At 56.5% G+C, this 23,741-nt stretch carries 20 protein-coding genes and 1 tRNA gene; 9 read left to right on the forward strand and 12 right to left on the reverse strand.

The features are described 5' to 3' along the window. The first annotated feature begins 88 nt into the window (after positions 1-88). Positions 89-2,473, forward strand: coding sequence for a phosphoketolase (locus tag IBT54_RS11860; protein ID WP_201252204.1), 2,385 nt, complete (start codon positions 89-91; stop codon positions 2,471-2,473). Here IBT54_RS11860 and IBT54_RS11865 read toward each other — a convergent pair. Next, on the reverse strand, positions 2,470-3,057 hold the full coding sequence (locus tag IBT54_RS11865; protein WP_033784262.1) for a LysE family translocator: 588 nt from the start codon (positions 3,055-3,057) through the stop codon (positions 2,470-2,472). The genes IBT54_RS11860 and IBT54_RS11865 overlap by 4 nt on opposite strands. 134 nt (positions 3,058-3,191) lie before the next feature. Between IBT54_RS11865 and IBT54_RS11870 the strand changes: the two genes are divergently transcribed. Continuing rightward, positions 3,192-4,679: a PLP-dependent aminotransferase family protein gene (locus tag IBT54_RS11870; protein ID WP_013359431.1), complete on the forward strand. Its 1,488-nt coding sequence runs from the start codon at positions 3,192-3,194 to the stop codon at positions 4,677-4,679. On the opposite strand, the gene IBT54_RS11875 is transcribed toward IBT54_RS11870, so the two are convergent. Continuing rightward, a complete protein-coding gene (locus tag IBT54_RS11875; protein ID WP_033734411.1) occupies positions 4,646-5,269 on the reverse strand; it encodes a glutathione S-transferase family protein in 624 nt (207 codons plus the stop codon). The genes IBT54_RS11870 and IBT54_RS11875 overlap by 34 nt on opposite strands. A gap of 106 nt (positions 5,270-5,375) precedes the next feature. Here IBT54_RS11875 and IBT54_RS11880 point away from each other — a divergent pair, with 106 nt between their 5' ends. After that, on the forward strand, positions 5,376-6,221 hold the full coding sequence (locus IBT54_RS11880) for a PhzF family phenazine biosynthesis protein (RefSeq protein WP_201252205.1): 846 nt from the start codon (positions 5,376-5,378) through the stop codon (positions 6,219-6,221). 38 nt (positions 6,222-6,259) lie between these two features. Here IBT54_RS11880 and IBT54_RS11885 read toward each other — a convergent pair whose 3' ends face one another. Beyond that, positions 6,260-7,018: an SDR family NAD(P)-dependent oxidoreductase gene (locus tag IBT54_RS11885; RefSeq protein WP_095706525.1), complete on the reverse strand. Its 759-nt coding sequence runs from the start codon at positions 7,016-7,018 to the stop codon at positions 6,260-6,262. A 115-nt stretch (positions 7,019-7,133) separates the two neighbouring features. Between IBT54_RS11885 and IBT54_RS11890 the strand changes: the two genes are divergently transcribed. The 3 genes from IBT54_RS11890 to IBT54_RS11900 all read left to right on the forward strand — a co-directional run bounded on the left by IBT54_RS11890 (position 7,134) and on the right by IBT54_RS11900 (position 10,702). Next, positions 7,134-8,033 carry a LysR family transcriptional regulator gene (locus IBT54_RS11890; RefSeq protein ID WP_013359435.1) on the forward strand — a complete coding sequence of 300 codons (900 nt, stop codon included), beginning with the start codon at positions 7,134-7,136 and terminating at the stop codon, positions 8,031-8,033. Positions 8,034-8,078: 45 nt separating this feature from the next. Further along, the gene (gene yhjD, locus IBT54_RS11895) at positions 8,079-9,098 is read left to right on the forward strand and encodes an inner membrane protein YhjD (protein ID WP_033784266.1); all 1,020 of its coding nucleotides are present in this window, start codon (positions 8,079-8,081) and stop codon (positions 9,096-9,098) included. Between the two features lie 272 nt (positions 9,099-9,370). Continuing rightward, on the forward strand, positions 9,371-10,702 hold the full coding sequence (locus tag IBT54_RS11900; RefSeq protein ID WP_033784267.1) for an MFS transporter: 1,332 nt from the start codon (positions 9,371-9,373) through the stop codon (positions 10,700-10,702). A 529-nt stretch (positions 10,703-11,231) separates the two neighbouring features. On the opposite strand, the gene ilvC is transcribed toward IBT54_RS11900, so the two are convergent. After that, positions 11,232-12,707, reverse strand: coding sequence for a ketol-acid reductoisomerase (gene ilvC / locus IBT54_RS11905; RefSeq protein ID WP_033784686.1), 1,476 nt, complete (start codon positions 12,705-12,707; stop codon positions 11,232-11,234). A gap of 162 nt (positions 12,708-12,869) precedes the next feature. Between ilvC and ilvY the strand changes: the two genes are divergently transcribed. After that, entirely contained in the window at positions 12,870-13,751 is an 882-nt protein-coding gene (ilvY, locus tag IBT54_RS11910; RefSeq protein ID WP_033734419.1) for an HTH-type transcriptional activator IlvY, read from the forward strand. Here the strand turns inward: ilvY and ilvA are convergent, their stop codons facing one another. The 6 genes from ilvA to ilvL all read right to left on the reverse strand — a co-directional run bounded on the left by ilvA (position 13,752) and on the right by ilvL (position 20,311). Further along, positions 13,752-15,299 (reverse strand): threonine ammonia-lyase, biosynthetic, encoded by a 1,548-nt coding sequence (gene ilvA, locus IBT54_RS11915; protein WP_201252206.1) that lies wholly within the window; start codon positions 15,297-15,299, stop codon positions 13,752-13,754. It abuts the gene before it with no gap. A gap of 2 nt (positions 15,300-15,301) precedes the next feature. After that, complete coding sequence (gene ilvD / locus IBT54_RS11920) at positions 15,302-17,152, reverse strand: dihydroxy-acid dehydratase (RefSeq protein WP_195857577.1); 1,851 nt, start codon at positions 17,150-17,152, stop codon at positions 15,302-15,304. A gap of 62 nt (positions 17,153-17,214) precedes the next feature. Then, entirely contained in the window at positions 17,215-18,144 is a 930-nt protein-coding gene (locus IBT54_RS11925; protein WP_013359441.1) for a branched-chain amino acid transaminase, read from the reverse strand. An 18-nt stretch (positions 18,145-18,162) separates the two neighbouring features. Continuing rightward, on the reverse strand, positions 18,163-18,420 hold the full coding sequence (gene ilvM, locus IBT54_RS11930) for an acetolactate synthase 2 small subunit (protein WP_008926359.1): 258 nt from the start codon (positions 18,418-18,420) through the stop codon (positions 18,163-18,165). Further along, positions 18,417-20,063 (reverse strand): acetolactate synthase 2 catalytic subunit, encoded by a 1,647-nt coding sequence (gene ilvG, locus IBT54_RS11935; RefSeq protein ID WP_201252207.1) that lies wholly within the window; start codon positions 20,061-20,063, stop codon positions 18,417-18,419. Before ilvG ends, ilvM begins: the two co-directional genes overlap by 4 nt. 149 nt (positions 20,064-20,212) lie before the next feature. After that, positions 20,213-20,311, reverse strand: a complete 99-nt coding sequence (gene ilvL / locus IBT54_RS11940; protein WP_072101316.1) for an ilv operon leader peptide — start codon at positions 20,309-20,311, stop codon at positions 20,213-20,215. 330 nt (positions 20,312-20,641) lie between these two features. On the opposite strand from ilvL, the gene IBT54_RS11945 reads away from it, so the two are divergent. Further along, positions 20,642-22,165, forward strand: coding sequence for a YifB family Mg chelatase-like AAA ATPase (locus tag IBT54_RS11945; RefSeq protein WP_195857575.1), 1,524 nt, complete (start codon positions 20,642-20,644; stop codon positions 22,163-22,165). Between the two features lie 25 nt (positions 22,166-22,190). Here the strand turns inward: IBT54_RS11945 and IBT54_RS11950 are convergent, their stop codons facing one another. Continuing rightward, positions 22,191-22,529, reverse strand: a complete 339-nt coding sequence (locus tag IBT54_RS11950; RefSeq protein ID WP_010253568.1) for a DUF413 domain-containing protein — start codon at positions 22,527-22,529, stop codon at positions 22,191-22,193. Positions 22,530-22,649: 120 nt separating this feature from the next. Between IBT54_RS11950 and hdfR the strand changes: the two genes are divergently transcribed. Continuing rightward, positions 22,650-23,483, forward strand: coding sequence for an HTH-type transcriptional regulator HdfR (gene hdfR / locus IBT54_RS11955; protein WP_010253571.1), 834 nt, complete (start codon positions 22,650-22,652; stop codon positions 23,481-23,483). A 125-nt stretch (positions 23,484-23,608) separates the two neighbouring features. Here the strand turns inward: hdfR and IBT54_RS11960 are convergent. Further along, a tRNA-Trp gene (locus tag IBT54_RS11960) sits at positions 23,609-23,684 on the reverse strand. Positions 23,685-23,741: the final 57 nt, after the last annotated feature.

A 23,741-nucleotide genomic window follows, 5' to 3' on the forward strand; every position in this document is an offset into this window, starting at 1 on the left:
CTTTTTTATTGGCCGGTTGCCTGGTCGTACCGGATATTCTCTATTAGGGTTAAGGCATCTTTTAGCTGAACGCTCAAGAGGAACCGGCATGTCTTACTCCCCTGCGTTACCGGAATTCACGCTGATCGACCGCTACTGGCGGGCAGCAAATTACCTCTCCGTCGGACAGATTTACCTGATGGATAACCCACTGTTACGCGAACCGCTCAAACCGGATCACATCAAACCGCGTCTGCTGGGCCACTGGGGCACCACGCCAGGGCTGAATTTTATCTATGCCCATCTCAACCGTGTTATCCGCAAACAGAACCTGAATATGATCTACATCTGCGGGCCCGGACACGGCGGCCCCGGCATGGTGGCAAATACCTGGCTGGAGGGCAGCTACAGCGAAATTTATCCGCACATCTCCCCGGATGCAGCGGGCATGCAGCGCCTGTTTAAGCAGTTCTCGTTTCCGGGCGGCATTCCCAGCCACGCAGCACCGGAAACCCCCGGCTCGATTAATGAAGGCGGTGAGCTGGGCTATTCGCTCTCCCATGCCTTTGGTGCCGCTTTCGATAATCCCGATCTGGTGGTGCCGTGCGTGATTGGCGACGGTGAAGCCGAGACCGGCCCGCTGGCCTCCAGCTGGCACGGCATCAAATTCCTCAATCCTGAACGTGACGGCGCGGTGCTGCCGATTCTGCATCTCAACGGTTATAAGATTGCCAACCCGACATTGCTGGGTCGCAGCAGCGACGACGATCTCCACCAGCTATTCAGCGGCTACGGTTATGAACCGCTGTTTGTCAGCGGGCATGACCCGGAAAAAATGCATCCGCTGATGGCGGAGGCGCTGGATAACGCCTTCAGTAAAATCGCCGCGTATCAGCGTGAAGCCCGCAGCGGCAACGCCAGTGACGATGTGCCGCGCTGGCCGATGATTATTCTGCGCAGTCCCAAAGGCTGGACCGGCCCCAAAACGGTCGACGGTAAGAAAGTGGAGGACTTCTGGCGGGCGCATCAGGTGCCGGTTGCGGCCTGTCGTGAAGATGACGGTCATCGTCAAATCCTTGAGACGTGGATGCGCAGCTACCAGCCCGATGACCTGTTTGATGAACAGGGTCGCTTAAAACCGGAACTGCAGGCGCTGGCACCGGAAGGCGATAAACGCATGGGCGCATCACCCTATGCCAATGGCGGCCTGCTGCGCCGCGAGCTGGATACGCCTGCGCTGGCGGAGTTTGCCTGCGATGTCAGCGAGCCAGGCACAGAGATGGCGCAGGCCACGGAGCATCTGGGCCGCTATCTCAGCGTGCTGTTCCAGCGCAACCGCGATAACTTCCGCCTGTTTGGCCCGGATGAAACCGCCTCTAACCGCCTGACGCCAGTGTTCGACGTGACCAGCCGCACCTGGCTGGAACGAACCGAGCCTTATGATGAGCAGCTGGCGCGGGATGGCCGGGTGATGGAAATCCTCAGTGAGCATCAGTGTCAGGGCTGGCTGGAAGGTTATCTGCTGACCGGCCGTAACGGGCTGTTCAACTGCTATGAAGCCTTTATCCACATTGTCGATTCGATGTTTAACCAGCATGCCAAGTGGCTGAAAGTGTCGCGTAAGCTGGGCTGGCGTAAGCCGATTTCATCGCTGAACTACCTGCTCTCTTCCCACGTCTGGCGACAGGATCACAACGGCTATAGCCATCAGGATCCGGGTTTTATGGATCACGTTGCCAACAAGAAAGCGGATATCGTGCGCATCTATCTGCCGCCCGATGCCAATACGCTACTGTGGGTTGGCGATCACTGCCTGCGCACCTGGAATCGGATCAATGTGATTGTCGCGGGCAAACAGCCAGCGCCGCAGTGGCTGGATATGGCCAGTGCCGTGACGCATTGCGAAGCGGGAATGGGCGAGTGGCGCTGGGCAGGCACGACGCCGGAGAATGAACAGCCGGATGTGGTGATGGCCTGTGCCGGTGATGTGCCGACCATGGAGACAATGGCGGCGGTGGATCTGCTGCGCGAGATGCTGCCCGAACTGCGCATCCGGGTGGTGAACGTGGTCGATTTACTGGCGCTGCAGCCACAGGATAAGCATCCGCATGGCAAATCTGATGCGGAATTCGACGCCCTGTTTACCCAGGATAAGCCGGTGATTTTTGCCTTCCACGGCTATCCGGCGCTGATACATCGGCTGACCTATGCGCGTACCAATCATCGCAACTTCCATGTGCGCGGCTTCAATGAAGAGGGAACCACCACCACGCCATTTGATATGACGGTGCTGAACGAGCTTGACCGTTATCATCTGGCGCAGGAGGTGATTCTGCGGGTGCCGGGTCTGGCCGACGCCCATCCCGAGCTGCTGGAGGATTTACAGCAGCGTCTGGCGGAACATCACCGCTATGTCCGTGAACATGGCGAAGATTTGCCGGAGGTGCAGAACTGGAAATGGCCGTCGGCCACCGCACCCGGTGCGCCCGATTAAGCGGCCAGCAGCGCGTCGGTCAGCATCCAGACGGTGGTCGCCACCAATGACAGCGCCATCAGGCTGTTAAACAGCTGACGCTTCCAGGCAATCTGCAGATGGCTGCGCAGGCGATCGCCCAGCGCAGCCCAGATCAGGATGCAGGGCAGATTGAGCAGCATAAAGCCGATCATCACCGTCAGCACGCCGCTGCTGCCGGTGTAGAGCAGCGCGACGTTAGTGGCCATCAGCCAGGCTTTGGGGTTGATCGCCTGGAAGCAGGCACCGCCCACCAGCGTCATCGGCTGTGGTCGGGTTCGCGCTTCCGGTGCACCGGCGCGAAAAATTTTCCAGGATAACCACATCAGATAGGTACAGCCTGCCAGCGTCAGCGGCAGGCGAATCGCCGCCATCCAGTGCAGCAATATTTCCAGCGCCATCCCGGCAATCACCGTCTGTAACGCGCAGCCCACTAAAATGCCAAACACCATCGGCAGGGTGCGCCGCATGCCAAAATTGACGCCGGAGGTCGCCAGCAACAGATTGTTCGGGCCTGGCGTAATGGACATCACGGTGACGTAACTGAAGAAAGAGGGATCGAGCATAGTGGCTCTCCTGAAAGTGGACAGAGTTCTATGCTACGGCGGAGAAAGAGATGGTAACAGTGACACAAAATTACTATTGTTATGGTTACAGTTCCCGTTAACAGCAATTGTACCCATCTACGCCGGAGGCTTCTGTGTCCCTTGCTCCCACATCCGATCAGCCACTCTATCAGCAGCTCGCAGACAGCTTCGCTGAGGCCATCCATCAGGGCACGCTGAAACCCGGTAAACGCCTGCCGGCGATTCGCCGCGTCGCTCAGTCACACCAGGTCAGCGTCAACACGGTGCTGAATGCCTGGCAGCTGCTGGAAGATCGCGGGCTGATTGAGGCGCGTCCGCAGTCGGGGTACTACGTGCGCGGCGTATTGCCCGCCGTCACCCGTCACGGTCAGCACAAAGCCCGGGTACGCGACCCCAGCAGCGGCAAGCTCGACCTGATCGATAAGGTGTTTGCAGCGCAGAACCATCCCGACTACACCAATATCTCGCTGGCCTGCCCGCAGGACAGCGAGCTGTTTCCGGCGGCGCGCATCGCCCGGATTACCGCCTCACTGCTGCGCCGTCATCCCAACATCATCGGGCGCTATGCACTTCCGCCTGGTAGTGAGCGCTTACGGGAGGAGATTGCACGACGGGCGCTGCACGCCGGGCAAACGCTCACCGCCGATGAGATCACCCTGACCCACGGTTGTATGGAGGCATTACAGCTGGCGCTGCGGGCGGTGACGCAGCCCGGCGACTGTGTCGGGCTGGAGTCGCCGACTTACTTCTTCCTCTTCCCGCTGCTGGCGTCGCTGGGCCTGAAGGCGCTGGAAATCCCTACCGATCCGCAACATGGCCTGTCGCTGGATGCGCTGGAGATGCTGCTGCAGGAGCAGCGTATTAAGGCACTGATTGCGATGCCCAGCGTGCAGAACCCGCTGGGCTGCGGCATGTCGCTGGAGAATAAGAAGCGGCTGGCGAAGTTAGTGAATACTTACCACGTTCCGCTGATAGAAGACGGGCTGTATGACGAGTTGCAGTTCGACTGGCCACTCTCGCCCGCCGTGAAAGCCTTTGATCGCGATGGCTGGGTGATTTACTGCACCAGCTTTACCAAAACCGTGGCACCCGACTTCCGACTTGGCTGGACCGCCGCAGGCCGTTTTCATGACGCGATTGCCCGATTGAAAGCAGTATCGTCGATGGCCGAATCTGCCCTGCTCTCCGAAACGCTGGCGGAGTTTCTTGCGTCCGGCGGTTACGACCATCATTTGCGCACGCTGCGTCGTCGCTATGCGGCCAATCTGGATGAGGCGCGCGGTCTGATCGCACGCTACTTCCCGGTGGGAACCCGCGCGACGCTGCCGCGCGGTGGGTTTGTTTTCTGGGTCGAGTTACCGGGCGGCGTGAATACCACCGAGATGTTTGATCGGCTGCTGCAGGAGCAGATTTGTGTCACGCCTGGCGCACTCTATTCGCTGAGTGAGCGCTACAACCATGCGCTGCGTCTCTCCTGCTGCTATCCGTTTGATGCCCGCTACACCCGGGCGATTCAGCGCGCGGGCGAAATCGCCTGTGAACTGGCGGGCGTGCCGTGCGGCGAAGCTCAGGGTGTACCGTTGCGACCCCAGACGGTATAGCCGCGACGTTCAGTCAGACGCTCGTAATAGGTGCGCACCGCCGGATAGTCGGGATGATCGAGCGGGGTTTCAAACCAGCGGTTCACTGCCAGGCCAATCGGAATGTCTGCCAGGGTAAAATTGCGTCCGGCGACGTAGCGGCCGGTTTTTTCCAGTTGCTGATTGAGAATGCTCATGGTGTGCGCCCAGCCTTTGCTGGCCGCAGCCAGCAGTCGCGGGTCCTGATGGGCCGGTGAGTTTCGCACCAGCGACATAAAGGCGTAGCGCCATGAAGTGTTGAGTTCAGTGGATTGCCAGTCCATCCACTGATCGACAGGCGCACGCGTCTGCGGATGCAGAGGATAAAGCCATTCACCGCCATAGGCGTTCGCCAGATAGCGCAGAATGGCGTTGGATTCCCACATCACAAAGTCATCATCTTTCAGTACCGGCACCATCGCATTCGGGTTGAGTGCCATGAATTCGGGCAGGTGCGTTGAACGGAAGCCGTCGCCCCACTCTTCGCGCTGGTAATCAAGGTCCAGCTCGTCACACAGCCATAATACTTTGCGCACGTTGATTGAGGAGGCGCGTCCCAGGATCGTCAGCATTCACAGTCTCCGGTAAAATCTTTAACTTATTGATAACGCTGTTAGCTGTTATAAGCAATCATCCGGCAGAGAAAAGGCCACACTGAGCCCAGAGCAAGGAGTCACAATGAAGGTCGCGTTTAAGCAAGTCGATGTGTTTACCTCATCAGCCTTTAACGGCAATCCGCTGGCGGTGATCATGGATGCTCAGGGGTTAAGCGACAGCCAGCTGGCGGCGATTGCCCGCTGGACAAACCTGTCGGAAACCACCTTTGTCCTGCCGCCTCAGCATGAAGAGGCGGACTATCGGGTGCGTATTTTTACCGTTGAAGGGGAACTGCCGTTTGCCGGTCATCCGACGCTGGGCACCGCCCATGCGCTGCTGGAGGCGGGCTGGTCAACCCGCACGCCGGGTGAAATCGTGCAGGAGTGCGGCGTCGGTAACGTGACGGTGAAGATAGGTGACGCGGGCCTGGCATTTGCCGCGCCGGCTGCCACGCTGATGCCCTGGCAGGATGCGCGGATGAGTAACGCCTTAAACAGCGATGCGTTCGATCTGACGCAAAGCCCGACGGTAGTGGACATGGGGATTCGCTGGCTGCTCATACCAATGATCAGCGCCGAAGCGGTACTGGCGCTGCAGCCCGATGTCAGTGAATTGCAGCATCTGATTCAGCATGCGGGTGTCTCGGGCATCATGCCTTTTGGTCGTCTGCCTGCGGATGAGCCTGAACAGTATGAAGTACGCGGTCTGCTGGTGGAGAATGGCAGCCTGACCGAAGATTCGGTGACCGGCAGCGCCAACGCCTGTCTGGCGCGTTACTTCGCCGCGGCAGGACAAACCACCCCGTATCGCGTTCGTCAGGGCACGGCTCTGCAGCGTGCGGGTCGGGTGAACGTGACCTTTGCCGGTGAGACCATCTGGATTGGCGGCAATACTGTGACCGTTATCGACGGCACCATTGCGCTGTAAAATCAGCGGCGTCGTGTTTTCCGCGACGCCGCCAGCGGTCAGATTCCCTGCCCGCCGGACGCTTCAATGCGCTGCGCGGTGATCCAGCCGGTTTCGTCACTGAGGATCGCGCTGATAGCGTCGCCGATATCATCCGGCAGTCCGACCCGACCCAGCGCCGTCAGCCCGGCAATCTGGTCGTTAATCTCGCGGGTATCACGCACACGTCCTCCGCCAAAGTCTGTCTCTATCGCGCCAGGTGCCAGAATATTGACGCGAATGCGGCGTTCACCCAGCTCTTTCGCCTGATAACGCGTCAGGACTTCCATCGCCCCTTTCATCGACGCATAGGTCGCGGAGCCAGGATAGACCAGGCGGGTCAGACCGCTGGAGATATTCAGGATGCGACCCCCGTCGTTAATCAGCGGCAGCAGCTTCTGGGTCAGGAAGTAAGGCCCTTTGAAATGCACATTCACCAGTGCATCAAATTCCGCCTCGGTGGTGTCGGTAAACGGCTTGTAGTGTCCGTGACCGGCGTTGTTCACTAAATAGTCAAAGCGCTCACGCTGCCACTGCTGTTGCAGTACCGCTTTCACCTCGCCGACAAAGCGATCAAACTGCCCGGTTTCGCCGACATCCAGCGCCAGCGCCACGGCGCGCTGTCCCAGCGCTTCAATTTCCTTTACAACCGACTGCGCCTCATCGGCATGGCTGCGGTAAGTCAGAATAATATCTGTGCCTCTGTCAGCCAGTTTTAAGGCCCCATTGCGGCCTAAACCGCGGTTTGCACCGGTAATTAACGCCACTTTCTGATTCATCTCACACACCTGTTGAAAAATTGAACATGGGTTAAGGATATTCGCGAATTATTGATCTATAAACAGGGTTAAACGCGCATCACTGTTTCAATAAAAACAACAATCGGTGAACAACATGGACAAAATTCACGCAATGCAGGTGTTTGTGCGGGTGGCCGAAATGGGCAGTTTTACCCGCGCGGCAGAGAGTTTGGGCATACCTAAAGGCAGCGTATCGCGACAGATTCAGGCGCTGGAGAATCAAATGGCAACACGTTTGCTGCATCGCACCACGCGCCGGGTGCAACTAACTCAGGATGGCCTGGTCTATTACGACCGCTGCCTGGATCTGTTGTCGATGATTGACGATATGGACAGCCTGTTTCAGCACGAGCCCGCTTCGCTCAGCGGTAAACTTCGGGTCGATATGTCAGTGGCGATGGCCACCGGCTTTATCCTGCCAAGGCTGCCGGAATTTTTGCAGCACTACCCGGGCGTGGAAATTGAGCTGAGCAGCAGCGACCGACAGGTGGATGTGATCCGGGAAGGATTTGACTGCGTCATCCGGGTCGGTGAGCTGAAGGATTCGGGGCTGATTGCGCGAAAAATTGGTACTCATACCTTGATCAACTGCGCCAGCCCTGGCTACCTTTCGCGGTTCGGCATGCCAATCCGGCTGGAAGAGCTGTCGCAGCATGCGATGGTGCATTACAGCCAGCAGCTCGGCCAGGCCTCACCCGGCTTTGAATATTTTGATGGCAGGCAGTGCCATTACGTTCATACCGGTGGCGTGGTGACGGTGAACAGCACGGAAACCTACCGCGCCGCCTGTCTGGCAGGGCTGGGGATTATTCAGGTGCCCGCCGCCGGGATTCAGACATTACTGGAAAGGGGCGAGCTGGTGGAAGTGCTGCATCGCTTTCCCGCCAGACCGATGCCGATCCATCTGCTCTATCCGCACCGGCGCAATGTGGCACGCCGCGTAAGGGTATTTATGGAGTGGCTGAGTCAGGTGTTACAGGAGTACGTCACCTGAGCGGCTATACTTTGATTTTAATGATAAACAGGACAGTGAAGGTCTATGACAGACAAGCAGGAAAACCCGCAGGATATGCAGCCAGAAAAGCCGCTTATCGATATTAAAACCGGCAATCACACCGTGGATGAGTCGATTGTTCGCGTGTCGCGCTTCGCCACCTGGTTCCAGTCTATTCCGGCGGTAGCGCATTTTATTCGCGCTCTCGACCGCTTTAATGACCGACTCGGCAGTCAGTTTGGCGCAGCCATTACTTATTTTTCATTTTTATCGCTGATCCCCATTCTGATGGTGTCGTTTGCCGCCGTGGGTTTTGTGCTGGCATCGAATCAGGATCTGCTGACCGATATCATCAACAAAATCGTCAGCAGCATCAGTGACCCGACGCTGGCAACCACGCTGAAGAATACGGTGAATACCGCCATTCAGCAGCGTGCCACCGTGGGTATCACCGGTTTACTGCTGGCGCTCTACTCCGGTCTTAACTGGATGGGTAATCTGCGTGAAGCGATCCGCGCCCAGTCGCGCGACGTGTGGGAACGTAAACCGGATGACAAAGAGAAGATCTGGAAGCGTTATATTCGCGACTTCCTGTCGCTGACGGGTCTGATGCTGGCGCTGGTGATTACGCTGTCGCTGACCTCGGTGGCCGGTTCTGCCCAGGCGACCATTGTGAGTGCGCTGGGGCTGGATGGCATTGAGTGGTTACGGCCTGCCCTGACCATTATCGCCACGTCGATTTCCGTTCTGGCGAACTATCTGTTGTTCCTCTGGATTTTCTGGATCCTGCCGCGTCATAAGCCGCGCAAGAAAGCACTGTTCCGCGGCACCCTGCTAGCGGCAATCGGCTTTGAGGTGATTAAGTTTGTGATGACGCTGACGCTGCCGAAGCTGGCGACCTCACCTTCCGGTGCAGCCTTTGGTTCTGTACTCGGTCTGATGGCGTTCTTCTATTTCTTCGCCCGTCTGACGCTGTTCTGTGCAGCGTGGATCGCGACGGCCAAATATAAAGACGACCCTCAGATGCCGGAAGCGGGCAGCGCATCCCGCCGCAAAGCATCGTAATCCGTTAACAACAGCGGAAAATGTCACCCTTCGGCTATTTTTTCACCAGATAACAGGATGAATAGCTGAGGGGTCACTTTTATTTAGCCCTTTCTTAGAGTATCCCGCCAGATATCGTCCGGTTTACCCCGGTATCGCCCGGCATTCGTCACACCACAGAAATTATCCTCTTTTTGTCCTCTGAAGCCAGACGCGGCGCGGGTTTTCATCATTGAATGCGCTCTGGCAGATGCGTAAGATTCTTTGTCTGTATTTACAAATAAGAAACAGTTATGCAAGCCTCCCTCACAGATACACTCGACAAACAGCAGGATCCCACACCGGTTAACTCACGCAGTAAAGTGGTGATTGCCTCGCTGGTCGGCACGGCCATCGAGTTCTTTGACTTCTATATTTATGCCACTGCTGCGGTCATTGTTTTCCCGCACATTTTCTTCCCGCAGGGTGATGCCACGGTCGCGACGCTACAGTCGCTGGCCACTTTTGCTATCGCCTTTATCGCGCGCCCGATTGGCTCTGCGGTGTTTGGTCACTTTGGCGATCGCGTCGGGCGTAAAGCCACGCTGGTTGCCTCGCTGCTGACCATGGGGATCTCTACCGTGGTGATCGGCCTGTTGCCGAGCTATGAAACCATCGGTGTGCTGGCGCCGCTGCTGCTGGCGCTGGCGCGTTTTGGTCAGGGGCTGGGGCTGGGCGGTGAATGGGGCGGCGCGGCGCTGCTGGCGACGGAAAACGCCCCGGCGAAGAAGCGTGCGCTTTATGGCTCTTTCCCTCAACTGGGTGCGCCGATTGGCTTTTTCTTCGCGAACGGGACTTTCCTGCTGCTCTCCTGGCTGCTGACCGATGAACAGTTTATGCAGTGGGGCTGGCGTGTGCCGTTTATTCTCTCCGCTGTACTAGTGCTGATTGGCCTGTATGTGCGCGTGTCGCTGCATGAGAGCCCGGTGTTTGCCAAAGTGCAGAAAGAGAAGAAGCAGGTTCGCGTGCCGATTGCGGCGCTGCTGGGCAAGCATCTGACTGCCACCATTCTCGGCACCTTTATCATGCTGGCGACCTATACGCTGTTCTATATCATGACCGTCTATTCGATGAGCTATGGCACCACGCCAGCACCAGCGGGTCTGGGCATTCCGCGTAACAGTATGCTGTGGATGCTGATGCTGGCGGTGATTGGTTTTGGTGTGATGGTGCCGATTGCCGGTTTGCTGGCCGACCGTTTTGGTCGTCGCAAGACGATGATTACCATTACGCTGATGATTATCGCGTTTTCGTTCCTGTTCCCGGCAATGCTGGGTTCCGGTTCACAGGCGCTGGTGATGGCGTTTCTGCTGCTGGGTCTGAGCATTATGGGGCTGACGTTTGGCCCGATGGGCGCGCTGCTGCCGGAGCTGTTCCCGACCGAAGTGCGTTATACCGGTGCCTCGTTCTCCTATAATCTCTCCTCGATTCTGGGTGCCTCGGTTGCGCCGTACATCGCGACCTGGCTGAATGCCAATTATGGTCTGCAGGCAGTGGGGCTGTATCTGGCGTCGATGGCGGTGCTGACGCTGATAGCGTTGCTGGCCTGTAAAGAGACGCGTCACCAGACATTGTATGACGTTTAATCCTGTTGGATGAAGGTCAGTGAAACCCGGCAGCCGCCGGGTTTTTTTATGGGTTGGGTTTAGTAAATAAAGGGCGGTTCAGGAATATATACATCGGCCCTAAAGGCGTAGAAGTGCTGCCTGAAGGGCAAAAACAATCGCCTTGATATTAGCCGGCATGCTCAGGGAGCATACGCCCTCCGCAAAGACGCAAAAGACGCCATCCCTGGCGGGTTCAGCGCGGGCGATTACGCACCTCATCCCTGAGGTGCGCCCGTAAACGGGCCAACGCGTTGCGTTGTTCAAAAACGCTCCCGGCGTTTTTGTCCATGGCCCGCTATGCTTTGCTACAGGCGTATGCTCCCATCGCTTGAAGTGGATTAGTTGTCTGTTCGAAAAAGCTGAATCGCGTTTAAAGGCGTAGTGATATTGGCAGCAATGAAGAAGCTTAAGGACACAGGCACGGTCTTATAGCAATGCAGGCAGTGTTCACAAACAAAAAACCCCGGCGAGCCGGGGTTTGTTTTGCTGAAAACTGTGTTGCTGGTTATTAGCCCGCGACAGCGATACGCTTCATGTCGGTCATGTAGCCACGCAGTTTGCGGCCAACAGTTTCAATCGGATGCTGGCGAACGGCTTCGTTAACGTCACGCAGTTGCGCGTTGTCGACCTGTGTGCCTTCAACAGCTTTACCCAGATCGCCTGGCTGCAGCGTGGTCATGAACTCTTTCAGCAGCGGCACTGCAGCGAAGGAGAACAGGTAGTTACCATATTCGGCGGTATCAGAAATAACTACGTTCATTTCATACAGACGCTTACGTGCGATGGTGTTCGCAATCAGCGGCAGCTCATGCAGTGATTCGTAGTAAGCAGACTCTTCGATGATGCCGGCATCGACCATGGTTTCAAACGCCAGCTCAACGCCCGCTTTAACCATTGCAACCATCACTACGCCTTTGTCGTAGTACTCCTGCTCTTCGATTTTGCCTTCATACTGTGAGGCAGTTTCGAATGCGGTCTGGCCGGTCTCTTCACGCCAGGTCAGCAGGTTTTTATCATCGTTAGCCCAGTCAGCCATCATGCCGGAAGAGAATTCGCCGGAGATGATGTCATCCATATGCTTCTGGAACAGCGGCGCCATGATGGTTTTCAGCTGCTCTGACAGCGCATAAGCGCGCAGTTTCGCCGGGTTAGAGAGACGATCCATCATCAGGGTGATGCCACCAAACTTCAGTGACTCGGTAATGGTTTCCCAGCCGAACTGAATCAGTTTTTCTGCGTAAGCCGGGTCCGTACCTTCAGCCACCAGCTTGTCGAAGCAGAGCAGTGAACCCGCCTGCAGCATGCCGCACAGGATGGTCTGCTCACCCATCAGGTCAGATTTCACTTCTGCAACGAAGGAGGACTCCAGCACGCCAGCACGATCGCCGCCGGTCGCTGCTGCCCAGGCTTTAGCAATCGCCATGCCTTCGCCTTTTGGATCGTTTTCCGGGTGAACCGCGATCAGCGTCGGAACACCAAAGCCGCGTTTGTACTCTTCGCGGACTTCTGTACCCGGGCACTTCGGTGCCACCATGACTACGGTGATGTCTTTACGGATGCTTTCGCCCACTTCAACGATGTTGAAACCGTGCGAGTAACCCAGCGCAGCGCCATCTTTCATCAGCGGCTGAACAGCCTGAACCACTGCAGAGTGCTGCTTGTCTGGCGTCAGGTTAACCACCAGGTCCGCCTGCGGGATCAGATCTTCGTAAGTACCCACTTTGAAACCGTTATCGGTCGCTTTGCGCCATGAAGGGCGTTTCTCAGCAATCGCTTCGGCACGCAGTGCATAGGCGACATCCAGACCTGAATCACGCATGTTCAGACCCTGGTTCAGGCCCTGCGCGCCACAGCCAACGATAACGACTTTTTTGCCTTTCAGGAAACTGGCACCATCCGCGAATTCATCACGCGCCATGAAACGACATTTGCCTAATTGCGCCAGCTGGTTGCGCAGGTTCAATGTGTTGAAATAGTTAGCCATGGGTACTCCGATAAGGTTGTGTTTGCTTTTTTTGTTCAGGAACGGCGTGTCATGCAACGCCGCGAATGACCCCATCATATGACAGGAATTCTGTTGCTTAAATTGATATATTAACAACGTCACATTGCAATAAATGCAATACTAAACAGAGGCGACGCGCGCATGGATTTACGGGATCTGAAACTGTTTCTTCATCTGGCAGAAAGCTGCCACTTCGGGCGCACGGCGCGTGCGATGCACGTCAGCCCTTCCACACTGTCACGCCAGATCCAGCGGCTTGAAGACGATGTCGGCCATGCGCTCTTTCTGCGTGATAACCGCACCGTGACGTTAACGGAAGCGGGCGAACGCCTGCGCCAGTTTGCCCAGCAGACGCTGTTGCAGTATCAGCAACTGCGCCATGTGATGGATCTTAACGGCCCGTCACTCAGCGGCGAACTGCGACTGTTCTGTTCTGTGACGGCGGCCTACAGTCATCTGCCGCCGATTCTCGATCGCTTTCGCGCGGAACATCCGCAGGTCGAAATCAAACTGGATACTGGCGATGCTGCGGATGCGGTAGAAAAAGTGCACTCCGGCGATGCCGATCTGGCGATTGCCGGACGGCCTGAAACCCTGCCCGCCAGCATTGATTTTATGCCACTGGGGCTGATCCCGCTGGTGCTGATTGCGCCCGCACTGCCCTGTGCCGTCCGCACCCAGGCCACCCAGCCGCAGCCCGACTGGTCAAAAATTCCGTTTATCCTGCCGGTGCAGGGACCGGCACGGCGGCGTATCGATCTCTGGTTTCGCCGCCAGCGCATCCCGAATCCGGTGATTTACGCCACGGTATCGGGCCATGAAGCGATTGTCTCGATGGTGGCGCTGGGTTGCGGTATTGCACTGTTGCCGGATGTGGTGCTGGAGAACAGTCCGGATCCGGTGCGGAACCGCGTGCTGTTGCTGGAGAATATTGACTCGGTTGCGCCGTTCGAACTCGGCATCTGCGTGCAAAAAAAGCGGCTCGGAGAGCCGCTGATTAGTGCTTTCTGGAGCCAGCTGTAATCAGTGGCCTGACAGGAAGAAGCGGAACGCCGGGTTCTGGCTTTCGTCATGAAAGTCGTAACCCAGGTCGGTGAGATGCTCCTCGAAACGTGGCTCATCGCTGCCGAGTTCAAAAGCCGCCAGCACACGACCGTAGTCGGTGCCATGGCTGCGGTAATGAAACAGCGAGATATTCCAGTGGGTGCCCAGCGTTTGCAGGAACTTCAGCAACGCGCCAGGTGCCTCCGGGAATTCAAAGCTGAAGAGCCGTTCACGCAGCGGCTTGGAAGGGCGTCCGCCCACCATGTAACGCACATGCAGTTTTGCCATCTCATCATCTGACAGATCGACCACCTGATAACCACCGCGGGTGAATTCACTGATGATCTCGCTGCGCTCTTCCACGCCACGCGTCAGACGTACACCAACAAAGATGCAGGCTTTGTCCGCGTCCGCGTAGCGGTAGTTGAACTCGGTGATTGAACGTCCGCCCAGCGTCTGGCAGAAACGCAGGAAGCTGCCCTGCTGTTCCGGGATGGTGACGGCCAGCAGCGCTTCACGCTGTTCACCCAGCTCGCAACGCTCGGAGACGTAACGCAGACCGTGGAAGTTGACGTTGGCCCCGGACAAGACGTGCGCCAGCCGCTCGCCTTTGATCTCGTGCTGCTGGATATACTTCTTCATGCCCGCCAGCGCCAGCGCGCCAGACGGCTCCGCCACGGCACGAACATCTTCGAACAGGTCTTTCATCGCAGCGCAAATCGCATCGCTGTCGACGGTGATGATGTCATCGATGTAGGCCTGACAGAGCCGAAAGGTTTCGCTGCCAATCCGCTTAACCGCCACCCCTTCGGCAAACAGCCCGACGCGTGGCAGATCGACCGGATGACCGGCGTCCAGCGCCGCTTTCAGGCAGGCTGAATCTTCTGACTCCACCGCAATCACTTTGATCTGCGGCATCAGCTGCTTGATCAGCACCGCAACGCCCGCAGCCAGACCGCCGCCACCTACCGGCACAAAGACCCGGTCGAGGTGCGCATCCTGCTGCAACAGCTCCATCGCCAGCGTGCCCTGTCCGGCAATGACAGCCGGATGGTCAAACGGCGGCACGAAGGTGTAGCCGCGCTGTTCAGCGAGCTCTATCGCTTTGGCTTTCGCCTCGTCAAAATTGGCCCCAAACAGGAAAGCCTCTCCGCCAAATGCGCGCACTGCATCAACCTTGATGTCTGCGGTCGCCAGCGGCATCACAATCAGCGACTTGATGCCCAGCTTCGTCGCGGAGAGCGCGACGCCCTGCGCATGGTTACCGGCTGACGCCGTCACCACACCGCGCGCTTTCTGCTCTTCGTTCAGACCGGCAATCATCGCGTAAGCACCGCGCAGCTTGAAACTGTGTACCGGCTGGCGATCCTCCCGCTTCACCAGAATGGTGTTGCCAAGACGCGATGAAATTTTTTCCATAACCTGCAGCGGCGTCACCTGTGCCACTTCATACACCGGTGAACGCAGCACTGCGCGCAGATACTCCGCGCCGCATGGCGCGTCGGGTAGCGGTTGAGACTCGGCCATGGTTAGCCTCCCAGCTTGCTCTTATCGCGGACGGCGCCTTTGTCAGCACTGGTCGCGAGTAATGCGTAAGCACGCAGCGCAAAGGAGACTTCACGCTGACGATTGACCGGCGTATACGCCGCATCGCCACGTGCCTGCTGCTCTTCACGGCGGGCGTGCAGTTCGTTATCCGGCACAGCGAGTTTGATGCCGCGGTTAGGGATATCAATTTCAATGATGTCGCCATCTTTGACCAGCGCAATAGTGCCGCCGTTGGCCGCTTCAGGCGAAGCGTGGCCGATAGAGAGGCCTGATGTACCACCGGAGAAACGACCGTCGGTGATCAGTGCGCAGCTTTTGCCCAGGCCCATCGATTTCAGATAGGTGGTCGGATAGAGCATTTCCTGCATGCCCGGCCCGCCTTTTGGCCCTTCGTAGCGGATGACGACCACGTCGCCTGCGACTACTTTGCCGCCCAGAATCGCTTCTACCGCGTCATCCTGGCTTTCATAGACTTTGGCCGGACCGGTGAAGGTCAGGATCTCTTTGTCTACGCCCGCGGTTTTAACGATACAGCCATCTTCGGCAATGTTGCCGTAGAGCACGGCCAGACCGCCATCCTGAGAGTAAGCGTTTTCGCGGGTGCGGATACAGCCTTCGGCACGGTCATCATCCAGCGTGTCCCAGCGGCAGTTCTGCGAGAATGCCTGGGTAGTACGGATGCCCGCCGGGCCCGCGCGGAACATATCTTTTACCGCCTGATCTTTGGTCAGCATGATGTCGTACTGATCCAGCGTTTCACGCATCGTCTGCTGCAGGATGTTGCGCGCGCTGCTGTCGAACAGACCTGCGCGATCCAGCTCGCCCAGAATCGCGAAAACGCCACCTGCGCGATGCACGTCTTCCATGTGGTATTTCGGGGTACTTGGTGCGACTTTACAAAGCTGAGGCACTTTACGTGACAGGCGATCGATGTCGGAGATGTTGAAGTCGATGTCGCCTTCCTGTGCCGCCGCCAGCAGGTGCAGCACAGTGTTGGTGGAGCCGCCCATGGCGATATCCAGCATCATAGCGTTCTCGAAAGCGGCCTTATTCGCGATGTTACGCGGCAGCATGTTGACGTCATCCTGCTCATAGTAGCGCTTAGTCAGGCTGACGATGCGCTTACCGGCATTAATGAACAGCTCTTTGCGATCGGCGTGCGTGGCCAGCAGTGAACCATTACCAGGCTGCGACAGGCCGAGTGCTTCGGTCAGGCAGTTCATCGAGTTGGCGGTGAACATACCGGAACAGGAGCCGCAGGTCGGACAGGCAGAGCGTTCGATCTGATCGCTGTCGGCATCGCTGACGTTCGGGTTGGCACCCTGAATCATCGCATCAACCAGGTCCAGCTTGATGATCTGGTCAGAAAGCTTAGTTTTACCCGCTTCCATCGGGCCGCCTGAAACGAAAATCACCGGAATATTGAGGCGCAGAGACGCCATCAGCATACCTGGGGTGATTTTGTCGCAGTTAGAAATACAGACCATGGCGTCGGCGCAGTGCGCGTTAACCATGTACTCGACCGAGTCAGCAATCAGCTCACGCGAAGGCAGTGAATACAGCATGCCGCCATGACCCATGGCAATACCGTCATCCACCGCGATGGTGTTGAACTCTTTAGCCACACCGCCCGCCGCTTCGATCTGCTCAGCGACGAGTTTACCCAGGTCGCGGAGGTGAACGTGGCCAGGGACAAATTGGGTGAATGAGTTAACCACAGCGATAATCGGCTTGCCGAAATCGTCGTCGGTCATTCCTGTCGCGCGCCATAAGGCACGGGCACCCGCCATATTGCGGCCGTGGGTGGTAGTGGCGGAACGGTACTTAGGCATGCTCTATTTACTCCAGTAAGAATTAGCTCGCGGACGTCAGATGACGCCCGCGCTGTATCTGATTATGGGTTAACCGGATCTAACCAGCCCCATTTGTCTTCGGTTTCGCCAGTGAACAGACCAAAGAAGGCCTGCTGGACACGTTTGGTGACCGGACCACATTTGCCTTCGCCCACCTGAATGCGGTCAACGCTGCGCACTGGTGTGATTTCTGCTGCGGTGCCAGACATAAAGACTTCGTCAGCCAGATAGAGAGATTCACGCGACAGAGTCTGCTCACGCACTTCAATGCCCATATCACGCGCCAGCGTGATGATCGCATCGCGGGTAATGCCCGGCAGTGCCGAAGAGGTAAATGGCGGGGTATAGAGCACGCCATCTTTAACTTCAAACAGGTTTTCGCCAGCACCCTCTGAGATCAGGCCATTAGTATCCAGCGCAATGCCTTCCTGATAGCCATGACGACGGGCTTCGCTGCCCACCAGCAGCGAGGAGAGGTAGTTACCACCCGCTTTAGCGGCGGTTGGCAGAGTGTTTGGCGCCACGCGGTTCCATGAAGAGACCATCGCATCGATGCCATTTTCCAGCGCTTCAGCGCCCAGGTAAGCGCCCCACGGGAAGGCGGCAATGATCACGTCAGTCGTGAAGCCATCTGGCGGGTTGACGCCCAGGCCCACATCGCCGACGAAGGCCAGCGGACGGATATAAGCACTTTTCAGTTTGTTTACGCGGATGACTTCGCGGCACGCTTCCATCAGCTCATCAACGCTGCTTTTAATCGGGAAACGGTAGATTTTGGCGGAGTCGTGCAGACGTTGCATGTGTTCACGATGACGGAACACAACCGGTCCTTTGTGAGAGTCGTAGCAGCGGACGCCTTCAAATACCGACGTACCGTAGTGCAAGGCGTGGGACATGACGCTGACCTTCGCTTCTTCCCACTTAACCATCTCGCCATTGAACCAAATAAAGTCTGCTTTCTTCGTGCTCATTGTTATTCCCTCTCGCGGCTACGCGCGGATTTGTTGTGTTGTCTGTTGTTGAATCTGAACGCATGCAACGTCGATCAATTTACTTAACTGCGAAGACAGTAAATCGACGGAGCGCTGGCTGGCAACGGTCATTTCAATATTAATGTTTTCTGCGTTGGCGACTGAGGCCATGTTCATAGAACAGACCTGAAAACCGCGGTGACGCACGACGCGTAAAATGCGCTCTAATATTTCAGGGCGGAAACGGGCTTCGATAGACAATTGATGCTGGTTCATACGGTTTTCTCCATCATGTTTGCATTGCTGGCACCCGGCGGTACCAGTGGCCAGACGTTTTCATGCTCATCTATTGCAACATGCAGGAAGTAAGGACCTTCGCTGTTCAGCAGAGCATCAAGGGCGGCGTCGACCTGATCTTTACGGGTAATGCGCTGGCCGGGAATGTTGAACGCGCTGGCCAGCGTGAGGAAGTCGGGATTGTCGGACAGGTTAGTTTCACTGTAGCGACCATCGAAAAACAGCTGCTGCCACTGGCGCACCATGCCCAGACGCTGGTTATCCATCAGTACGATTTTGACCGGCAGCCTGCCGCGCTTGATGGTGCCCAGCTCCTGGATGTTCATCATGATGGAGCCATCGCCCGAGACACAGATCACTGTATCGTCCGGACGTGCAACCTGCGCACCGATGGCAGCCGGTAAGCCAAAGCCCATAGTGCCTAAGCCGCTGGAGGTGATGAAGTTCTCCGGCGCGCTGAAATCCATATGTTGCGCTGTCCACATCTGGTGCTGACCAACATCAGTGGTGACGACGGCATTCGCCGGTTTGCGATCGGAAAGCTGCTTCAGCAGCAGCGGCGCATAGATCGCGTCGCCCGGATGGTCATAGCGCCATGTATGGCTGGCTTTCAGTGCCTGCACCTCATCGCGCCAGGCGTTGATAGATAAAGGCTGACTCAGGGCGGGCAGCAGTTCGTTAAGATCGCCCTGCAGAGAGACATGAGCGCGACGTAATTTGTTTAATTCAGCGGGGTCGATATCGAGATGAATGACGCTGGCGTGCGGTGCGAAGGTATCCAGCTTGCCGGTGACGCGGTCGTCGAAACGGGCACCGACCGCGATCAGCAGGTCACACGCCTGTACGGCCAGGTTAGCGGCTTTGGTACCATGCATCCCCAGCATGCCAAGGTAAACGTCACTGTGTGGGTCCACACTGCCCAGTCCCTTCAGGGTAGCGACCGCCGGAATGCCGGTCTCTTCTGCCAGCGCACGCAGTGCCGGAACCGCCTGCGCCAGACCAACACCGCCGCCAACGTAGAGCATGGGCTTTCTGGCCTGCGCCATCAGTGCACGTGCCTGGTCAATCGCCTGATGCGGCAGCGCATTTCCTTCTTCAACCGGAACCAGATGCGGCGCGGGTTCACCCTGTGCAATCTGAATGTCTTTCGGGATATCAATCAGTACCGGGCCAGGACGGCCTGACTGCGCCAGCGCAAAAGCTTCCGCCATGATGGCGGGCAGCTCATCCAGCGATTCCACCAGGAAGCTGTGCTTGGTGCAGGCCAGAGAGAGTCCCAGTACGTCAATCTCCTGAAAGGCATCGGTGCCGATGAAGGCCGAGGTGACCTGACCCGTTACCGCCACAACCGGCACTGAATCCATCATGGCATCCGCCAGACCGGTGATCAGGTTTGTCGCGCCGGGGCCGGAAGTGGCGATACAGACGCCGGTTTTGCCGGTTGAACGGGCATAGCCGATTGCCGCCATCACAGCGCCCTGCTCGTGACGACACAGTAGGTGTTCCACGCCGCCATCATAGAGCGCGTCGTATACCGGCATGATGGCGCCGCCCGGGTAACCAAATACGGTATCAACACCCTGCGCGCGTAAAGCCTGAACTACCCACTGTGCACCTGTCATCGCTATTCTCCTGTGTCCTGACCGGAACAACAGAATTTTATGCTACTGTTCATTGTTTGTTCCTTGTGGATTTACTGATATTTCCTCGGGTCGAAAAAAAACCCCCGGACCTTTCGGTGCGGGGGTTTTTCGGATTCGAGGCTTGATTTTTAAGCCTTTCTTTCTCCAAGCGTTGCCCCGCACGGTAGGTTAATAACCACCACCACGCTAATCACGACCAGGCTAATCACTTGTAGAAGGGCTTTCATGTGTTGTTCAATTCTTTTTCGTGTTCGAAGTAATGCCTACAGAGTTATCATAGTCAGGGGGCATGACACAACTTTTTTTACAGATTTATTTTAGCTTGTTGCGCAGAATCAAGGCCTATCAATCTGTAATACAAGAAATAATTACATAATGATAATTATTCATCACTTCAGGGACGTAATAATATTTCGATGAATTTGCGTACTGTCGCGCAGCGTTTTAAAACGCCATGAAACAACTTTCGACGGGGTGTGCGATGTCCCGAACTGTGCTGATGCTGTGCTCGCTTTTCTTTGATGCAGTCACCAGACTGACGGCAACAAGGAGCGAGTATGTCATTGTCAAAAGTTCTGACCCGGGCAGCACTGGGGGTGGAAGCCCCGCTGGTGACCATTGAGGCACATATCAGTAACGGCCTGCCTGCCTTGACCCTGGTAGGCCTGCCGGAAACCACGGTCAAAGAAGCGCGTGAGCGGGTACGCAGCGCCATTATCAACAGCGGTTTCACCTTTCCGGCAAAGCGGGTCACCATCAATCTGGCTCCAGCGGACTTACCCAAAGAGGGCGGAAGGTATGACTTACCTATGGCAATCGCCATTCTGGTCGCCTCTGAGCAGCTTCCTGCCGACAAGCTGACGCACTATGAGTTTCTGGGTGAACTGGCACTCGACGGCGCGCTGTGCGGTGTTCAGGGCGCGATTCCGGCAGCCATGGTAGCAATTCAGGCTGGACGACAGCTGGTTCTCTCTGCTGAAAATCAGGCGGATGCCGGACTTATCCGTCAGGGATCATCGCTGGTCGCCTCTCATCTCAGCGACGTATGCACTTTTCTGCGCAATGAACTCACGTTACCGACAGCGCAGTCTCCTGAGCATCAGGGCAATCCACCTGCTGACGACCTCGCAGATATTATTGGTCAGGAACAGGGACGCAGAGCGCTGGAGATCACGGCGGCTGGCGGGCATAACCTGTTACTGATTGGCCCGCCCGGCACCGGTAAAACCATGCTTGCCACCCGGCTGCCCGGCATCATGCCTTCTTTAACCGATCAGGAAGCACTGGAATGCGCGGCAATCGCCAGCCTGGTGAACAATAGCAGTACTCTGCACCGACAATGGCGTACCCGGCCTTTCAGGTCGCCTCACCATAGCGCATCTCTCTATGCTTTGATTGGTGGTGGATCGCTGCCACGCCCCGGCGAGATCTCACTGGCGCATAACGGCGTGCTATTTCTGGATGAGTTGCCGGAATTTGATCGCAAGGTGCTGGACTCTCTGCGCGAGCCATTAGAGTCGGGTGTCATCGCTATTTCGCGTGCCCGCGCAAAAGTCACCTATCCGGCACGATTTCAGCTGATTGCTGCTATGAACCCAAGTCCAACCGGACATTATCAGGGACAGCATAACCGCACCTCACCTCAGCAGGTGCTGCGTTATCTCAGCAAGCTGTCCGGCCCTTTTCTCGATCGTTTTGATCTTTCGCTGGAGGTGCCGCTACTTCCAGGTGGAATGCTTAGCGGTCAACGCCCTGCAGCAGAAACGTCTGAACGGGTTCGTCATCGGGTGGTCGCGGCGCGGGAGATTCAGCTGACCCGTGCAGGAAAAATTAATGCGCATTTAAACAATGCGGAGATTATGCGCTGGTGTCAGCCGGCTAAGGAGGATGCGGAGTGGCTGGAGTCAGTACTGGAGAAACTGGGTTTATCTGTACGGGCATGGCAGCGGATTTTGAAGGTGGCGCGTACCGTGGCCGATCTGGCGGGAGAGGCAGAGATCAGCCGGCATCATCTGCAGGAAGCTGTCAGTTATCGCACGATTGATCGTTTAATGATTCATCTGCATAACAGCCTGCAATAAAAAAGGGGCTTTCGCCCCTTCTCTGTTAATCGTCGCTGTCGGTAAAGTCTTCGACGGTGTCCATCTGCGGTTTACCGCCGGAAAGCGTATGAAAACGCTTAGGACGCTTAATGCGGGTCATATATTTAGACCATACACGTTCGGCTTCCGTTTGCGGCTCACGCACGCCACGACATACTTCAATAAACAGACGTTCTTCTTCTGTTGCAGGCTCACGCTTTGATAAATCCAGCTCATTAAAGGCGAAACCGTGGCGTTCAAGAAGCTGAGCTTCTTTAATAGTAAAGTCACCGTGGCGTGAGAAACCACGCGGGTAATGTTTGTTATCAAAGAAACGATTCTCTGTTGAGAAGCTTTCCGCCATGTTACACGCTCCTGATTTTCTAATGCCGTGCTGTTAATGGCGCGGAGTATTAGATAGGCTTGACAGAGTGTAAAACAAAACATTTAAATCTATACGACAAACATTTTTTGGGAGAACGCTGTGGATACGGAATTACTGAAAACTTTCCTGGAAGTGAGCAGAACACGCCATTTCGGGCGTGCTGCAGAAGCACTTTACCTTACGCAATCTGCTGTCAGTTTTCGCATCCGCCAGTTAGAGAATCAACTTGGCGTTAACCTTTTTACACGGCATCGCAATAACATACGTCTGACAGCGGCCGGAGAGCGCCTGCTTCCCTATGCTGAAAGCCTGATGAGCACCTGGATGATGGCAAAGAAGGAGGTTTCCCACACTCAGCAGCACCATGAGCTTTCGATCGGTGCCAGTGCATCGCTATGGGAGGCTTATCTGACGCCGTGGCTACAGACACTGTATGAGAATCGTGAAAGCCTGCATTTAGAAGCGCGCGTGGCACAACGACACCTGCTGGTTAAGCAGCTCCATGAACGCCAGCTGGATCTGTTGATCACCACTGAAGCGCCTAAAATGGATGAGTTAACCAGTCAGCAGATTGGTCATATCTCGCTGGCGCTGTTCTGCGCCCGGCAGAGCGAGAAACGCGAAAAATATGATTACATTAAACTGGAATGGGGAGCAGATTTTCATCAGCATCAGAGCTACCTTTCCGGGGCGGATGATGTGCCAGTACTGACCACAACGTCGGCGCATGTTACCCGTGAACTGCTGCATACCACCGGCGCGTGCGCGTTCCTGCCTGACTTCTGGCAAAGCGTTTACAGTGAGTTGATGGTGATCCCGGATACGCCCGTCGCCGTTCGTCCGCTCTATGCTGTCTGGTTGCAGAACAGCGATCAGCAGGCGCATATCCGGCAGTTGCTTAAATTCCCGATTCTGGTCAGGCAAAACAGCTAAAGATCGGCAGGTAGAGAAGCAAGCAGGGAAGGGGAGAGATGAGACCAGTTAGATTTAGCTGGTTCTTCTTTTTTGCCTTTCTGAAGGCAAAAAAAAATCCTTTGCCGAAGCAAAGGATCGTTTTCTGGCAGGGGCGGAGGGACTCGAACCCCCAACACCCGGTTTTGGAGACCGGTGCTCTACCAATTGAACTACGCCCCTAATAGGGTGGCGGAACGGACGGGGCTCGAACCCGCGACCCCCTGCGTGACAGGCAGG

The sequence above is a fragment of the Pantoea sp. S62 genome, from assembly GCF_016658625.1.
In the GTDB taxonomy this organism is placed as follows: Bacteria; Pseudomonadota; Gammaproteobacteria; order Enterobacterales; family Enterobacteriaceae; genus Pantoea; species Pantoea vagans.

Coding starts and splice junctions, on each gene's coding strand:
- IBT54_RS11860 (WP_201252204.1), top strand. CDS start 89: ATGTCTTACTCCCCTGCGTTACCGGAATTCACGCTGATCGACCGCTAC.
- IBT54_RS11865 (WP_033784262.1), bottom strand. CDS start 3,057: ATGCTCGATCCCTCTTTCTTCAGTTACGTCACCGTGATGTCCATTACG.
- IBT54_RS11875 (WP_033734411.1), bottom strand. CDS start 5,269: ATGCTGACGATCCTGGGACGCGCCTCCTCAATCAACGTGCGCAAAGTA.
- IBT54_RS11880 (WP_201252205.1), top strand. CDS start 5,376: ATGAAGGTCGCGTTTAAGCAAGTCGATGTGTTTACCTCATCAGCCTTT.
- IBT54_RS11885 (WP_095706525.1), bottom strand. CDS start 7,018: ATGAATCAGAAAGTGGCGTTAATTACCGGTGCAAACCGCGGTTTAGGC.
- IBT54_RS11890 (WP_013359435.1), top strand. CDS start 7,134: ATGGACAAAATTCACGCAATGCAGGTGTTTGTGCGGGTGGCCGAAATG.
- yhjD (WP_033784266.1), top strand. CDS start 8,079: ATGACAGACAAGCAGGAAAACCCGCAGGATATGCAGCCAGAAAAGCCG.
- IBT54_RS11900 (WP_033784267.1), top strand. CDS start 9,371: ATGCAAGCCTCCCTCACAGATACACTCGACAAACAGCAGGATCCCACA.
- ilvC (WP_033784686.1), bottom strand. CDS start 12,707: ATGGCTAACTATTTCAACACATTGAACCTGCGCAACCAGCTGGCGCAA.
- ilvY (WP_033734419.1), top strand. CDS start 12,870: ATGGATTTACGGGATCTGAAACTGTTTCTTCATCTGGCAGAAAGCTGC.
- ilvA (WP_201252206.1), bottom strand. CDS start 15,299: ATGGCCGAGTCTCAACCGCTACCCGACGCGCCATGCGGCGCGGAGTAT.
- ilvD (WP_195857577.1), bottom strand. CDS start 17,152: ATGCCTAAGTACCGTTCCGCCACTACCACCCACGGCCGCAATATGGCG.
- IBT54_RS11925 (WP_013359441.1), bottom strand. CDS start 18,144: ATGAGCACGAAGAAAGCAGACTTTATTTGGTTCAATGGCGAGATGGTT.
- ilvM (WP_008926359.1), bottom strand. CDS start 18,420: ATGAACCAGCATCAATTGTCTATCGAAGCCCGTTTCCGCCCTGAAATA.
- ilvG (WP_201252207.1), bottom strand. CDS start 20,063: ATGACAGGTGCACAGTGGGTAGTTCAGGCTTTACGCGCGCAGGGTGTT.
- ilvL (WP_072101316.1), bottom strand. CDS start 20,311: ATGAAAGCCCTTCTACAAGTGATTAGCCTGGTCGTGATTAGCGTGGTG.
- IBT54_RS11945 (WP_195857575.1), top strand. CDS start 20,642: ATGTCATTGTCAAAAGTTCTGACCCGGGCAGCACTGGGGGTGGAAGCC.
- IBT54_RS11950 (WP_010253568.1), bottom strand. CDS start 22,529: ATGGCGGAAAGCTTCTCAACAGAGAATCGTTTCTTTGATAACAAACAT.